This window comes from Streptomyces sp. NPDC025618 (assembly GCF_055558795.1).
Map to the genome: position 1 here is coordinate 102,221 of NZ_JBVHLW010000013.1, position 12,723 is coordinate 114,943.

Below are 12,723 nucleotides of genomic sequence, written 5' to 3' on the forward strand. Positions count from 1 at the left end.
TGCGGGGCGATGAAGCTGAAGGCGTGCTGCGCGTACACGACGTCGTACGGCTCTTCCTCTTGGCGGAGGTGATCGAGGCAAGGACGAACGCACGCCGGGTTCGCCGTCGCTGTAGCGGTCGAGTGCCCGCTGGTGCTGGGTGGGTGAGCCGTCGACCGTGTCGACGACGGCACCGTCTGCATGGAGACGTCTCAACAACCACAAACCATTGTCGTGTTACGAGCTTTCAGAAATCGGGGTCACCGCGGGGGGCGTCACCGAGGCGATAGCGGCGATATTGAGGACGTTGTCGATGAGTTGACCGGCGACAAAGAGGAGGTTGTTGACTTTGTCTTCGAGTACGCCGTCGGCGGCCTGAGCGGGGGAGGCGAGCGTGATGCTTCCCAGGGTGAGAAGGGCGGTCGTTGTGACAGTGGCGGCGAACCGGCGGACAGTGCCCATGACGGGCCTCCCGGAGGGTTTGTCGGCTATTGAGGGGGCGAACCAGTCGGGAGCATTCCCCGACCAATGCCTGCGTGCACCGGCATTGCGCGGGTGCCCGGAGGGCCCAAAGGGCGCACGGCCCCCCTGCGGAGCGCACGGGCGCTCAGCAGCTTGACGGCTCAGTAACGGAACTCATCGGACAGCCCTTACAGGTCATCTCATTTGGAGTGTTCGATAGTCTGTTGACGTGGGGATCGTTGAGCGGCTGGTGCCGGATGAGCTGTGGGAGTTGTTGCAGCGTGTGGTGCCGGAGGTGCCGTCACGGCCTCAGGGAGGCGGGCGGCGCCGGCACGGTGACCGGGAAGTACTGGCCGCGATCGTGTTTGTGGCCACGTCGGGGTGTACGTGGCAGCAACTGCCGACGGCGTCGTTCGGGCCGTCGGGAGCCACGGCCCACCGGCGGTTTTCCGAGTGGACCAAGGCGAGGGTCTGGGCGAAGCTCCATCGCCTGGTCCTGGACGAACTCGGCTCCCGTGGTGAGTTGGACTGGTCTCGTTGTGCAATCGACTCGGTGAACATGCGGGCCCTGAAAAGGGGGTCCTGACGGGTCCGGATCCTGTGGACCGGGGTAAGTACGGCTCGAAGATCCACTTGATCACCGAGCGAACCGGTCTGCCCCTCTCCGTCGGGATATCGGGAGCGAACTTGCACGACAGTCAGGCCCTGGTCCCCTTGGTGAAGGGCATACCGCCGGTCCGCTCCCGCCGAGGACCACGGCGACGCAAGCCGGGAAAGCTCCACGGCGACAAAGGCTACGACTACTCCCACCTGCGGCGATGGTTACGCAAGCGCGGCATCCCCCACCGCATCGCCCGCAAAGGCATCGAGACCTCCCAGCGACTGGGCCAGCACCGCTGGACCATCGAACGCACCATGTCCTGGCTCGTCGGCTGCCGCCGCCTACACCGACGCTACGAACGCAAAGCCACCCACTTCCTCGCCTTCACCAGCATCGCCTGCACCCTTATCTGCTACCGCAGACTCGCCAAATGAGATGACTTCTTGATGCCGGTATGCGGCACGAAGAGGATCCCGCACAAAGCCTGCCGGTCCGGCACCCGAGGCCGCCCCTCCACCAGCTTCGGCCCCCGCTGGGGCAGCAACGGCTCGATGAGCGACCACAGGTCATCCGGCACGATCCACGGGCGCGACTGTCTCTTCCCCACGACCAGATCAACGACCGGACAAGCCGACAGTCGCACCAGCAACGACTTCTGTTAGCGACTCTTAAAGAACTCTTAGCGAGGCTTGAGATACATGGTCGGAATCAACCGACCGGGCTGGTCATCGCCGGGATCCGCAGGGGTGTACCGCCCTGCCTCCCCGGGTACCGGCATTACCTGGAGTACAGCTGATGACGCACCTCGACACCGAAGCCTCCCGTAAGGCTCGCCGCCCCCGTACCAAGCGCTGGATTTTCATCACGGCCGGGGCGGCCGTGCTCGGGCTGGCCGCCTGGCCGGTGCTCGATCACGCCGGGGTGTTCTCCGACAAGGGCGACCCGATCAGCTTCGGCCAGGACGGCAAGCCGGGCGGGACGGGGAGCGGCAAGGTGTCCCTGCCGACGGGACCGGAGGCGAAATTCACGGTCTCGGGCACGGTTCCGGAAGACGGCAGTAAGATCGCGGTCACGGAGTACGCGGGCAAGAAGTCCGGGTTCAAGGGCAAGGTCTGGGTCTGGGTCCCGCCGCAGTACAAGGACCCCAAGTACGCGAAGAGCGGTTTCCCCGTGATGATCGCGCTGCCCGGTGGCGCCGGGTATCCGAACAACTACTGGATGGGTACCGACCTCAAGCTCGAGGCGAGCATCTCCAAGTGGTCGCAGGAGGGCAAGAGCCTGCCGTTCATCGTGGTCATGCCGGTGCTCAACCCCGAGAACCACGACAAGGACGCCAAGGACCCCAAGGCGGGTCAGTACTGGGACGGCAGTGACATTCCCGGCCAGCCGAAAATGGGTACCTGGCTGACCGAGGACGTCCCGGACCTGGTCAAGGAGAACTTCCGCACGATCGACTCCCGCGACGGCTGGGCCTTCATGGGCTCCTCCACCGGAGGCTTCGCCGGCCTGAAGTCCGTGCTGCAGAAGCCCGACAAATTCAAGGCGGTCATCGCCTCGGGGCCGGACATCGTTCCGGACTCCCGTCTGTGGGCCGGCCACAACACGGAAAAGACGGCCAACAACCCGAAGAATCTCGCCCCCAAGCTGATCCGGGCCGGGGGCCCGGACGTCTATCTCGCCTTCCAGGTCGGCACCAAGGAAACCTCGGCCATGCCCCCGATCGAGGACTTCGTGAAGCGGTACACCAAGGGCCCGATCCACACCAAGCTGAGCGTCATACCGGGCGGCAGCCACAACGCCAAGACGTATGTGCCGAATATGGAGACAGGCGGTCTGATCCAGTGGATCAGCGAGCACATGCAGGGCCCCGTCCCCTCCTCCTGAACCCTGTCCGGCTCCCGCTGCTTCGCCATGGCGGCGGCCAGGTCGCGGCGGAGAGGAGGAACGATTCCGACAACCGCTACCGCGCGTCACAGATCAGATTGAACACATCCGGCCAGGGGTGCCGCAACGGGTCAGGCCCACAGGATGGGGCCGGCCGTCAGAGCGGTGGCGTAGGACAGGATGAACAACTGGTAGGTGACGCGGTCGGCGGCGGTGCGGCGCAGGAGCAGGGCCCGTGCGGCAGCGGTCCAGCACGCGGCGGCCACGGCGGTGTCGCAGAGGGCGACTCGCCACGGGGGCGCGCCGGTGGGGGCGAAGAGGAGGAAGTGCAGCAGCGGCGGGATGCCGGCCATGAGGACGGAGAACCAGATGCGGATGGGCCACGCGCCCAGGACGAGCGCGGGGGTGCGACGACCGATGGCGCGGTCTCCCTCCATGTCACGCACGTCTTCGTAGATGAGCGCGAAATTGCAAGGAGAAGGCGATGGTCAGGATCCATTGCCAGGTTGTCGTATCGAGCGGACTGACGACCTGCCAGGCCGCACCGAGCTGGGCTACGGTGCCCCCCCACCATGCAGGGGGCTTGTGCCACAGGTACGAGCGGGAGGTCCCCACCACGTTGAGGATGAGGACGTCCGCCTGCCACAGCAGCACCCACTCCATCACCCCGAACTGCCAGCCGAGGAGGGTGTAAAGGGGCATCGCGATCCCGAACCGGCGCATGACTCCCGCCGGGGTGATCGTCCGGCCGGGACGGGGCGGTAGGGCTCGTTCAGCCGGTCCTCGTCAGCGCCGTGGGCCTGGTTCGAGGTATCGAAAACGTAGCCGTAAAAGAGAGCCAGGGCGGTGATCTGCCCCAGGTGCCAGAGGACCTGATGGGCAGGGAGCCGGGCGTGGAAACAGGCGCCGAGCGTGAATACCAGCGGTGGGAGGAGAATGACCTGAAGGTTGTCGGCGAGCATCCGCCACGTCACGCCCGCCTCGCGCCGCGCCCCGTGGCCCAGCTGCTGCCAGGACACAGAGGGAAGGGTCGGCACACGGGGCCGGGTCATGAGGTCCGCATCGTGACCGTGTCGGCGAACTGCCGCAGCGTGGCAGTCACGGCAGGCGGAAAGGGGGCCCGGTCCAGGACGTCCAGCGCCTGGCGGCGGCGGTCCCGGATGCATCGTTCAACCGTGTCGCGGGCCCCCGTGGCCATGATGATCTGCCGCAGGCACGCGGCGCCGTCCTCGTCGAGATCGGGGCGGCCCAAAAAGGCCCGCAGAGTGCGCTGTTGGGATGCGCCGACCCGCTGGAGGGCCAGGGCGATCAGCACCGTGTGTTTGCCGTCCCGCAGGTCGTCCAGGCGCGATTTGCCGGTCCGGGCAGGCGAGCCGAAGACGCCCAGAAGGTCGTCGCGAAGCTGGAAGGCCTCACCGAGCGGCCGGGCGTAGGCGCTCAGCGCGCCCACCACCGCAGGCGGCGCGCCGGCCAGGGCGGCGCCGATCCGCAACGGCCAGTGGAGGGTGTAGCGGGCGGTCTTGTAGCGCACGATCCGCCACGCCAACCCCACATCCGCGATGGGGCGGCCTGCGGCGGTGACGTCGAGGTACTGGCCGTACATGATCTCGGTGCGCATCGCATCGAGCATCGGCAACACCTCGGCGAGCCGGGCCGGGGCAAGACCGGCGGTATGCACCAGGGCGTCCGACCAGGCCAGCGCCAGATCGCCCAGCAGGATCGCGGCGCTGCCTCCCACCCGGTCGGCGCTGTCCCGGTCCCGCCCGTCCCGGTGGAAGGCGGCAAAGACGCGGTGAGCGGTGGGCCGTCCGCGACGCGTGTCCGAATCGTCCATGACATCGTCGTGGATCAGCGCGAAGGCGTGGAACAACTCCAGTGAGGCCGCCGTCCGCACGACCGCGCCCGGCAGCCCCGCTCCACCGCCGGCGTGCCAGCCGGCCACACACAGCACCGGCCTCACCCGCTTCCCGCCACTGTCCAGAAAGCCGCGCAGCGTCCCCACGACTTCACCAGGCAGGCCATCCCTGGCAGCGGCACGGCCCTGGACCGTGAAGAAGTCCTCCCAGGCGGCATCGACCGCGCTGCGCACCTCTGTCGCGCCCGGGCACACCATGGTCGCCACGCTGCCCACTATCTGTCACCTCTCCCGCCACCGTGCTCAGCACCGTGTCCTCGACCAGCGAGTGCCCACTGCGCCAATAGCAATCGGAAAGGATCGCTTCGGTCGGGGCGCAGGGAATCACGCAGGGCGCCCGCTCACCGGCACGATGGCCGGCCGGGCGACCTCTGCTCGAACGCGCCCCATGTGCGCCCGTGCACCGACCAGTTGATCAAGCCCGGTAACTGGTATGGGTTTACCAGCACCAGGCGACGGAGGGGCAGGGCAGCGCATCCGAGATCGGCTCTCAGATCCCGAGATGACGCGACGTCAGCCACGTCGGCCCCGCTCAGGCTTGCTCGCTGCCGTCGCCGACCGTGGGCGTCGGGCTGCCGGGAGGATGGACTCGCGCCTTCTGGCGAAGTACGGTTGGGCCCGGCAGGACCTCTGCGGCAGCCCGGACGCGAGTCCGAGGAGATGCCGGTCCCGTCGTCTCGGCGACCCGGATGCGGGCCGGCCGACGACATTTCTTCCGACTGGGAATTCCGGTCGGCATCCGATTCGTGTTCGGCACCGAACCGATCGACTCGACCCCCTTCCCGTAAGCAAGCGAGATCATCGACGCCTACTGATTGGACACACGGGATGAAGACCCCGACCCGCCTCACCGACTGCCCCGAGCGCCAGATGCTCGAATACATGCTTGACCACACCCGGGCCGAACTGATCGCCACGGTGCGCGGCCTGTCCGAAGCGGAGTCCCGACGCCGTCTCGTCCCGTCCATGACGACGTCGATCGGACTGGTCAAGCATGCCGCGTTCGCGGAACGAAAGTGGTTCCAGCACATCTTGGGAGGTCTGCCGGAATCCGCATGCGACGGTGCGATGGTGGGCGAAGCCAGTTTCACGGTCAGCGACGACGAAACGGTCGCCGACGTGATCGCTGAATTCGAGCGCGCAAGCAATCGCGCACGAACCATCGCCGCGGACATCGACCTCGACGCCACGCGACAGCACCCTGCTTGCGGCACCGTCAGCCTGCGCTGGATCTACCTGCTCATGATCCAGGAATTCGCCCGCCACGCCGGGCACAGCGACATCCTGCGTGAACAGACCGACGCCACCCGTCGAGCTTGAGCCAGTCCGCGGAATCCCGCCCAGGCCGGTGGTGGAGGTGTTCGGCCTGCGCGGCCTCTGGACAGCTCGCACAGCCGGTGGAGACTCTCGTACAGGAGCTCGGCAAAGGGCCGGAAATTGGAGGTGCGCTGGCCCAACACCTGGGAAGAGGCTGGTCAACGGTTCGGCCGCAGGGGCGGAGACACGTCGGTTAGGGCGTCACCGCCTCCCTGTCCGCGGGCGCGGAACCCCGTCCGGCGTCGGCGCCCCGCACCAAGCCGGCAGACATCCAGAGCCCTGGGCAGCCAGCCCCCTTACGCGGGAGGCAGCGGTGGCAGTGACAGTCGTGCCGCCGGTGGCAGTGGATCGTGCTGGTTGGGGGAGGTGGCGAAGGCCTGGATCACGAAGGCGGCGAAGCGGCGGGAGGCCGCGACGCGGGCGGCTGTCGACCCGGCCTGGATGCCGCGGTTGGCCATGAGCATCATGATCAGGTCGTCCAGGACGAAGTCGGGGCGCAGGTGGCCGGACTCCTCGGCGCGGCGGGCGAGTTCGGCGATCGCCTTGAGGGCGTACGTGCGGTTCTCGGCGAAGTCCAGCGCCTTGGGGCAGGTCGTCATGAAGGCTTCGGTGAAGCCGCGGTCGCGCGCGTGTGTCTCGCAGGCCTGCATGATCACGTGTTGGAGGCCGTGCCAGGGGTCGGGGTCGGCCAGGCCCTCGTCGGCGAGGGCCCGGCAGTGCCGCATCTCCTCCGTGAAGGCCTCTGTGACCAGGTCCTGTTTGGTGGGGAAGCGCCGGTAGAGGGTGGCGGGTCCGACGCCGGCCCGCCGGGCGATCTCCCGCATCGGCACGTTCAGGCCGGCGGAGGCGAACACGGCACGGGCGGCGTCGAGGATGCGCTCGCGATTGTCGAGGGCGTCGGAGCGCAGGGTGTGAGGCAAAGAGGCGTTCACGGCTCTCACTTTACCGAAACGGACGGGGGCGTCCGTTAACGTCCGGACTCGTTCGTTCCCGCCTTCTCCCGTCCCTTGGAGTCACCGTGAAAGCCATAGCCATCCAGAAATTCGGGAGCCCGGAGGGGCTGGCCGTCGTCGATCTGCCGGCCCCGTCCCCCGCCGCCGGCCAGGTCCTGATCACCACGGAGGCGATCGGCGTGGGCGGCGTCGACGCGCTGATCCGCAGCGGCGCCCTGGCCGGGTACGGGTTCCGGACGGGCCACGTACCCGGCAGCGAGGTCGCGGGCACCGTCACCGCGGTCGGCGCGGGTGTGGACGCCTCGTGGGTGGGTCGACGGGTCTGGGCGGTCACCGGGACGGGCGGCGGCTACGTCGAGCAGGCCGTCGCCGACGCCGACGCGGTCCTGCCCGTCCCTGACGCCCTGTCCGCCGCGCACGCGGTGACGCTCGGCACGTCCGGCATGGTCGCCCACTTCGCCCTGCGCCACGCCCACTTCGCGCCCGGCGAGTCCGTCCTGGTGCGCGGCGCGGCGGGCAGCCTCGGCATTCCCACGGTGCAGCTCGCGGCGCGCGGCGGGGCGAGCGCGGTGTCCGTCACTACATCGTCGGCGGAGCGCGGGGACCGCCTGCGCGAGCTGGGCGCGACCCACGTACTGGACCGCGCCGGCGCCACCACCGACGACGCTCCCGAGGGCTACGACGTCGTCATCGATGTCGTAGCTGGCCCGGACCTGCCCCGCTTCCTGGACAAGCTCAACCCCAACGGCCGCCTGGTCACCGTCGGCATGATCGCCGGCCCACCTCCCGCGGAGCTCGCCACCCACCTGACGACGGCCTTCCGCAAGTCACTGTCGTTCGCCACGTTCAGCGCCGACACGGTCCCTTCGGCGTCCCAACGCGCCGTAAGTGCAACGCAGTTCGCGGGCGCGACCCCGCTGGAGCCGGTGGTGCACGCGGTCCTGCCACTGGACGAGGCGGTACGAGCCCACCAGCTGATGGCCTCCGGCGAGACCTTCGGCCGGATCGTGCTCGTGCCGTAGACGCGGGACGGATCAGGAGGCGTCGAGTCCCGCCTGGCGCTCGGCGGCCTTCACCGTCTGTTCCAGCGGCACGGTGACGGTCATCTGGCCCACGCCGCCGGGGGCCGGGGGTGAGCAGCCCGGTCCGTGTGGTGGCGGTGCCGAAGCCGACATCGCCCACGTTGGCGGAGTTGAGAGGCCGCGTCATGCCGATGATGCCGAGTTGTGGGTGGCTGAGCGAAGGTGCACCCCCTGAGGGTTGTTTCCCCACAGATGCTGGTTCGGTCCGTGCCTGACCGTCGCGCAGAATGCGTCCGTGGAACATCTGCCCATCGACGTGCGTGCGGCCATCCGATTCTTCGCTTTCTACCTGGCCAACGGCACAGTCGACCTCGACATCCTTGACGACATCGACTACAGGCCCCGCCTCATGGGGTCCGGCTCTGCGCTGGAGATGGTCTTCGCCGTCTTCACCAACGTTCTCCAAGTCGACGAAGACGGCAAGGTAATGAACGAGGGGGACGCCCAGTACCGGGCAGCTCAGTGGATTCGCGCTTACTGTGATCCAGGTTTTGAGGTCGATCCGCCTTTTGAAGCATGGGAGACCGAGCTGCACGGCCCCTGAACTCCCTCGTCAGCCTGCATCATCGGACGATGCGTCGAACCGGGTGACCCGCCTGGGTGCTCGCCGGACCCCGAGACGGCCTTCGTCTGATCACGTGCTCCGACCCAGGGTGTACCGATGGGGACGAAGGCAGTGATCGAGGCCGACCCGGCCGCCTCCCTCATCTACCTCGCCCCAGGTCTCGACGCCTGGCTCGCCGACCTCAAGGCAGCGGCCGAAGCGCGCCACCGCTGAGCCAACGGCCGGCCCGGCCACCGCCTCCGACGTCCACTGTCGGCCCGCACGGACCCGGGATGCGGCCCGGAGTGGGGACTCCGCCGGACGAACGCCCGCTCCCGGAAGGAAAACGCGTCGACATCGCCCCTTCGCGCCCGGCAAAGTGGACACCTGTGACGAGCAGTGAGCTGTGGAGCCGCGCGACCGCCGACCGCTACGACGCCGAAGAGACCGAGATGTCCTCGGCCGCCGTCCTCGGACCGACAATCGCCTTCCTCGCCGAGTTGGCCGGAGACGGCCGGGCGCTGGAGTTCGCCATCGGAACCGGGCGCGTGGCCATCCCGCTCCGGGAACGCGGCGTGCGGGTCACGGGTATCGAACTGTCCGAGCACATGGCGGCGGTCCTGCGGCGCAAGGTCGATGAGGACACGCTCCCGGTCACCATCGGCGACATGGCCACGACCGTCGTCCCCGGCGAGTTCGCGCTGGTCTACCTCGTCTACAACACCATCACCAACCTCCTCACGCAGGACGAGCAGGTCGAGTGCTTCCGCAACGCCGCACGGCATCTGAGGCCCGGCGGCCGATTCGTCATCGAGCTGGGCGTGCCGCCGCTGAGGTTCCTGCCGCCCGGCCAGATCGCCGTGCCCTTCGATGTCTCCGAGCGGCATCTCGGCTTCGACACCTTCGACCTGGTCGGACAGATTCTCGTCTCGCACCACTTCACCCGCGACGGCGACGACGGCCACTACCGCCGCGCCGACTCCCGGCACCGGTACGCCTGGCCGGCGGAACTCGACCTGATGGCACGGATCGCCGGGCTCGAGCTGGAACGGCGCGTCGCGGACTGGGACGCGACACCGTTCACCCAGGACTCCGCGAAGCACATTTCCGTATGGCGTAAGCTGGCCTGAGGCAGGCAGAAGGCGGGGCCTCAGCTGCGGGAAAGTCGAGTACGGTCATCCTTTGCCATTCGGTCGACCAAGCGTCAGCGCAGGTCGGATAGCGTCCAGGCATCCACAGACGAAAGCGGCCCGGGACTTTGCACCGGGCCGGTAGGAGAAGTGTGTCGTGAGCCTGATCAACGTGATGAGCACCGCAGCGGCCCTCCCGGAAGGGTGGCGTTCGCTGGTACTGGGGGAGGTGGGTCCTGCCTGCGTGAAGGTGCTGAGAATGGACGACATGCCCGTGGAGGCGGAGGCCCACGACGCCCCCGAGGCTCTCCTGGTTCTCGACGGGCAGCTGCAGCTTGAAGTCAGCGGTCAGCCTGTCCCGGTCGGCGCGGGCGAGCTCTACGTGATTCCGGCAGGCACGACCCACGCGGTTCGTCCCGGCAGCCGGGGCACACTCGTGATCATGGAACTCCGAGAAGGTGCCTCTTCGAGCTGAACGCTCACACTGGGGCAAGTCGCACCCTGCCCGCTGGCCTGCGGGCAGCGGCTGACCGAGGCGTTCGGCGAGGTGACGCGGCCCCTGGGCCTTCACCCGTGACGGAGCGCTCGTGGCCACCGTGGCTCAGGAGGGCCTGCTCCGGGTGTACGGCGGCCACGGGGCCATCGGCCGATCTCCCACGTGGGTGTGGGGAGTCGCCTCAGTACGGCGTCCCCGCCGCGAAGTCCGTCTTGAACGTCGACTCGATGCCGTTGAGCACGTCGGGACTGTTGATGATCAGACCGAGCTCACGGTTGTTGTTGAGCGAGTTGTCGGTGAAGTTCTCCGATCCCGCGAAGACCTTGGCCGTCGGGGTGCCGTAGTCGGAGACGATCGCCTTGGCGTGGATGTAGAGGCCCTCGGTCGAGGAGAAGGTGACGACCTTGCCGCCGGCCTCCTTGACCTGGTCGAAGTAGCTGCCGTAGCGGTCGGGGTTCATGCCGACCAGCCGGACCTGGACGCCGCGCTGCTGCGCCGCGGCCACCGCGTCCACGAGGGTGCTGTCACCGAACTCGAGCTGTTCCAGGTCCAGGGAGTGCTGGGCACCGTTGATCAGTGCCAGCAGGTGCTCCTCCGAGTCGGTGGGGGACCAGACCAGGTCGTCGCCGTCGGCGGGAGTGACCGAGGTCTTCGCGTAGTCCGCGGCGAAGACCTCCTCTATGGCGGCGACGTCGGCCACGTCGGTGTCGAAGACGCCGTAGTCGCGACTGGTCGCGTAGTACGTCGAGTCGAGGTTCCCCGTCAGGATCAGCGACTTGGCGCCGTCCACGGTAATGGTCTTCTGGTGGGTGAAGACGTAGTCGGAGGAGGAGTAGACCACGCCCACACCGGCGGACTTGAGGGCGCTGTAGGCCGCGCCGTTCACCGCGGTGCGTGTGGCGTCGAGGATGACACGGACCTTCACGCCGGCCTTCTGGCGGCTCACCAATGTGTCGACGACCTTGGTGTCGCGCAGCTCGTACATCGTCACATCCACCGACTTGGTGGCCGATCCGATGAAGTCGTAGACGGCGGCGCGCCCTTGGTCGGGGAAGACCAGCAGGGAGTAGGCGGCGGGTGCGGCCCCGGCAGTGCCGGGGGCCGCCAGGACGGATATCGAGGACAGCAGCAGGGCGCTTGCCGAGAGGGCGGCCTGACGGGCAGCTCGGGGTAAGGACATGCCGGACTCCGGTCGTGTGCGTGGGCGGTGGGGGGCTTGCGGGGCGCCCGGGGGCGCGCAGGACCCATGATGCGACCGGCTGGGTTTACGCGAGTAGATGCCGGAGGTTAACTTTTGGCATTGACACGACAATCATTGCCTCTGGGGTTTCTCAACTCCCAGGTGACGCAGTGGACTCCGCGTGCGGTCGCTGTTACCGCCGGGCCGCGGTGTCGGAGGGCAGCTCGTGGAAACGGCCACGGTAGTCGCCGGCGAAGCGGCCCAGATGGGAGACACCCCACCGATAGGCGATGGTGCCGACGTTGTCGGTGGTGGCGAGGATGTCCTGACGGATCCGGTCCAGCCGCAGGTTGCGTACGTAGGCCATGGGCGACAGGCCGAGCCGGTCGCGGAATGCGGAACTGATGGTCCGCGGGGCGCAGCCGGCCGCCTTGGCGATGTCGCCGAGGGCGATGCGCTCGGCGAGGTTGGCTTCGATGAACGCGAGAGCCGCGCGCAAGGAACGCGGGTAGCCAGGTCGAGGGCCGTCCCGGAGCTCGTCGGTGTGCGAGTGCCGCTGGGCCAGGAGCAGTGCGGTGACGATGCAGCGAACGTGGCCGCGCTGGAGTTCGGCGCGCTGGAACAGGGGATCTCCCGAATCCAGTTGCTCCAGGAGGGAGCGGACAAGGAGCCGTACGGCCCGGCCCTTGGGCTGGGCGAGGTCCAGGGCGAAGTCGAAGCGGACGGTGGACTCCGGAGGTCCCCCTGTCAGTACCGCGTATTCCTGCTCGACCAAGGATGCGTCGATCCGAAGTACCAGAAAACGTACGGTGGTTGGGCGTGCGGGGCGCAGTTCCTGGGTGTCTCCGGGGTTGACCACCCCGGCCGTGGCGGTGTCGAGGGTGGCGTTCAGGCCGCCGCGGGATGCGGCGATCGCACCGGACACACCTATGTTGACGAAGTAGGAGCGGATCCCTTCCGTCGAGGAGACGCGTACCTCGAGCGGCGAGGCGAAGTAGCCGACGGCGAAGTCATGCGTGGCCACCCCGCGCAGTTCGTGATCACCCCCGCACAGGCCGGTCAGCGGTGACGTGGCGACGGAGCCGCCGAACAGGCGGGTGGCGGAGTTCAGAAGGTCGACGGGGTTTTGGGAACGGGTGATGAGGAAATTTCGCAGCGGCGCCTGCAACGCGCTTCACCT

Annotated in this window: 15 protein-coding genes and 1 pseudogene; 7 read left to right on the plus strand and 9 right to left on the minus strand. The window is 68.0% G+C overall.

Translation table 11 applies throughout. From position 1 onward, the window contains the following. Positions 1-216 precede the first annotated feature (216 nt). On the minus strand, positions 217-441 hold the full coding sequence (locus ACZ4A5_RS14665; RefSeq protein WP_467582607.1) for a hypothetical protein: 225 nt from the start codon (positions 439-441) through the stop codon (positions 217-219). Between the two features lie 235 nt (positions 442-676). Here ACZ4A5_RS14665 and ACZ4A5_RS14670 point away from each other — a divergent pair. Next, positions 677-1,476, plus strand: a protein-coding gene (locus ACZ4A5_RS14670; RefSeq protein ID WP_467582689.1) for an IS5 family transposase whose coding sequence is annotated in 2 segments (ribosomal slippage) — positions 677-1,025 and positions 1,025-1,476 — 801 coding nt in all. Because the reading frame shifts where the segments join, the coding sequence is not laid out codon by codon here. An 8-nt stretch (positions 1,477-1,484) separates the two neighbouring features. Here ACZ4A5_RS14670 and ACZ4A5_RS14675 read toward each other — a convergent pair. After that, positions 1,485-1,622 (minus strand): annotated as a pseudogene (locus ACZ4A5_RS14675) (transposase); the annotation flags it as partial. Between the two features lie 215 nt (positions 1,623-1,837). On the opposite strand from ACZ4A5_RS14675, the gene ACZ4A5_RS14680 reads away from it, so the two are divergent. Beyond that, positions 1,838-2,926 (plus strand): alpha/beta hydrolase, encoded by a 1,089-nt coding sequence (locus ACZ4A5_RS14680; RefSeq protein ID WP_467582609.1) that lies wholly within the window; start codon positions 1,838-1,840, stop codon positions 2,924-2,926. A gap of 131 nt (positions 2,927-3,057) precedes the next feature. On the opposite strand, the gene ACZ4A5_RS14685 is transcribed toward ACZ4A5_RS14680, so the two are convergent. From ACZ4A5_RS14685 to ACZ4A5_RS14695, 3 genes are all read right to left on the minus strand, one after another. Further along, positions 3,058-3,363: a hypothetical protein gene (locus ACZ4A5_RS14685; RefSeq protein WP_467582611.1), complete on the minus strand. Its 306-nt coding sequence runs from the start codon at positions 3,361-3,363 to the stop codon at positions 3,058-3,060. A gap of 1 nt (position 3,364) precedes the next feature. Then, complete coding sequence (locus tag ACZ4A5_RS14690) at positions 3,365-3,649, minus strand: hypothetical protein (protein ID WP_467582613.1); 285 nt, start codon at positions 3,647-3,649, stop codon at positions 3,365-3,367. Between the two features lie 325 nt (positions 3,650-3,974). Then, positions 3,975-5,039 carry a polyprenyl synthetase family protein gene (locus ACZ4A5_RS14695; RefSeq protein WP_467582692.1) on the minus strand — a complete coding sequence of 355 codons (1,065 nt, stop codon included), beginning with the start codon at positions 5,037-5,039 and terminating at the stop codon, positions 3,975-3,977. Between the two features lie 630 nt (positions 5,040-5,669). Between ACZ4A5_RS14695 and ACZ4A5_RS14700 the strand changes: the two genes are divergently transcribed. After that, positions 5,670-6,161, plus strand: coding sequence for a DinB family protein (locus ACZ4A5_RS14700; RefSeq protein WP_467582615.1), 492 nt, complete (start codon positions 5,670-5,672; stop codon positions 6,159-6,161). A gap of 293 nt (positions 6,162-6,454) precedes the next feature. Here ACZ4A5_RS14700 and ACZ4A5_RS14705 read toward each other — a convergent pair whose 3' ends face one another. Continuing rightward, a complete protein-coding gene (locus tag ACZ4A5_RS14705; RefSeq protein WP_467582617.1) occupies positions 6,455-7,090 on the minus strand; it encodes a TetR/AcrR family transcriptional regulator in 636 nt (211 codons plus the stop codon). A gap of 86 nt (positions 7,091-7,176) precedes the next feature. On the opposite strand from ACZ4A5_RS14705, the gene ACZ4A5_RS14710 reads away from it, so the two are divergent. After that, on the plus strand, positions 7,177-8,133 hold the full coding sequence (locus ACZ4A5_RS14710) for a zinc-binding dehydrogenase (protein WP_467582619.1): 957 nt from the start codon (positions 7,177-7,179) through the stop codon (positions 8,131-8,133). Positions 8,134-8,145: 12 nt separating this feature from the next. On the opposite strand, the gene ACZ4A5_RS14715 is transcribed toward ACZ4A5_RS14710, so the two are convergent. Continuing rightward, the gene (locus ACZ4A5_RS14715; protein ID WP_467582621.1) at positions 8,146-8,286 is read right to left on the minus strand and encodes a hypothetical protein; all 141 of its coding nucleotides are present in this window, start codon (positions 8,284-8,286) and stop codon (positions 8,146-8,148) included. Between the two features lie 142 nt (positions 8,287-8,428). Here ACZ4A5_RS14715 and ACZ4A5_RS14720 point away from each other — a divergent pair, with 142 nt between their 5' ends. The 3 genes from ACZ4A5_RS14720 (at position 8,429) to ACZ4A5_RS14730 (ending at position 10,342) form a co-directional block, all read left to right on the plus strand. Further along, the gene (locus ACZ4A5_RS14720) at positions 8,429-8,737 is read left to right on the plus strand and encodes a DUF7677 family protein (RefSeq protein WP_467582623.1); all 309 of its coding nucleotides are present in this window, start codon (positions 8,429-8,431) and stop codon (positions 8,735-8,737) included. 389 nt (positions 8,738-9,126) lie between these two features. Beyond that, entirely contained in the window at positions 9,127-9,867 is a 741-nt protein-coding gene (locus tag ACZ4A5_RS14725) for a class I SAM-dependent DNA methyltransferase (RefSeq protein ID WP_467582625.1), read from the plus strand. Positions 9,868-10,024: 157 nt separating this feature from the next. Beyond that, complete coding sequence (locus ACZ4A5_RS14730) at positions 10,025-10,342, plus strand: cupin domain-containing protein (protein WP_467582627.1); 318 nt, start codon at positions 10,025-10,027, stop codon at positions 10,340-10,342. Positions 10,343-10,544: 202 nt separating this feature from the next. Here ACZ4A5_RS14730 and ACZ4A5_RS14735 read toward each other — a convergent pair whose 3' ends face one another. Continuing rightward, on the minus strand, positions 10,545-11,543 hold the full coding sequence (locus ACZ4A5_RS14735) for a phospholipase D-like domain-containing protein (protein WP_467582629.1): 999 nt from the start codon (positions 11,541-11,543) through the stop codon (positions 10,545-10,547). A gap of 193 nt (positions 11,544-11,736) precedes the next feature. Then, on the minus strand, positions 11,737-12,711 hold the full coding sequence (locus ACZ4A5_RS14740; protein WP_467582631.1) for a helix-turn-helix transcriptional regulator: 975 nt from the start codon (positions 12,709-12,711) through the stop codon (positions 11,737-11,739). Positions 12,712-12,723 lie beyond the last annotated feature (12 nt).

What these genes read in the sequence shown, in the direction of transcription:
- ACZ4A5_RS14665 (WP_467582607.1), bottom strand. Translation starts at nt 441, where the DNA reads ATGGGCACTGTCCGCCGGTTCGCCGCCACTGTCACAACGACCGCCCTT.
- ACZ4A5_RS14680 (WP_467582609.1), top strand. Translation starts at nt 1,838, where the DNA reads ATGACGCACCTCGACACCGAAGCCTCCCGTAAGGCTCGCCGCCCCCGT.
- ACZ4A5_RS14685 (WP_467582611.1), bottom strand. Translation starts at nt 3,363, where the DNA reads ATGGAGGGAGACCGCGCCATCGGTCGTCGCACCCCCGCGCTCGTCCTG.
- ACZ4A5_RS14690 (WP_467582613.1), bottom strand. Translation starts at nt 3,649, where the DNA reads ATGCGCCGGTTCGGGATCGCGATGCCCCTTTACACCCTCCTCGGCTGG.
- ACZ4A5_RS14695 (WP_467582692.1), bottom strand. Translation starts at nt 5,039, where the DNA reads ATGGTGTGCCCGGGCGCGACAGAGGTGCGCAGCGCGGTCGATGCCGCC.
- ACZ4A5_RS14700 (WP_467582615.1), top strand. Translation starts at nt 5,670, where the DNA reads ATGAAGACCCCGACCCGCCTCACCGACTGCCCCGAGCGCCAGATGCTC.
- ACZ4A5_RS14715 (WP_467582621.1), bottom strand. Translation starts at nt 8,286, where the DNA reads ATGTCGGCTTCGGCACCGCCACCACACGGACCGGGCTGCTCACCCCCG.
- ACZ4A5_RS14735 (WP_467582629.1), bottom strand. Translation starts at nt 11,543, where the DNA reads ATGTCCTTACCCCGAGCTGCCCGTCAGGCCGCCCTCTCGGCAAGCGCC.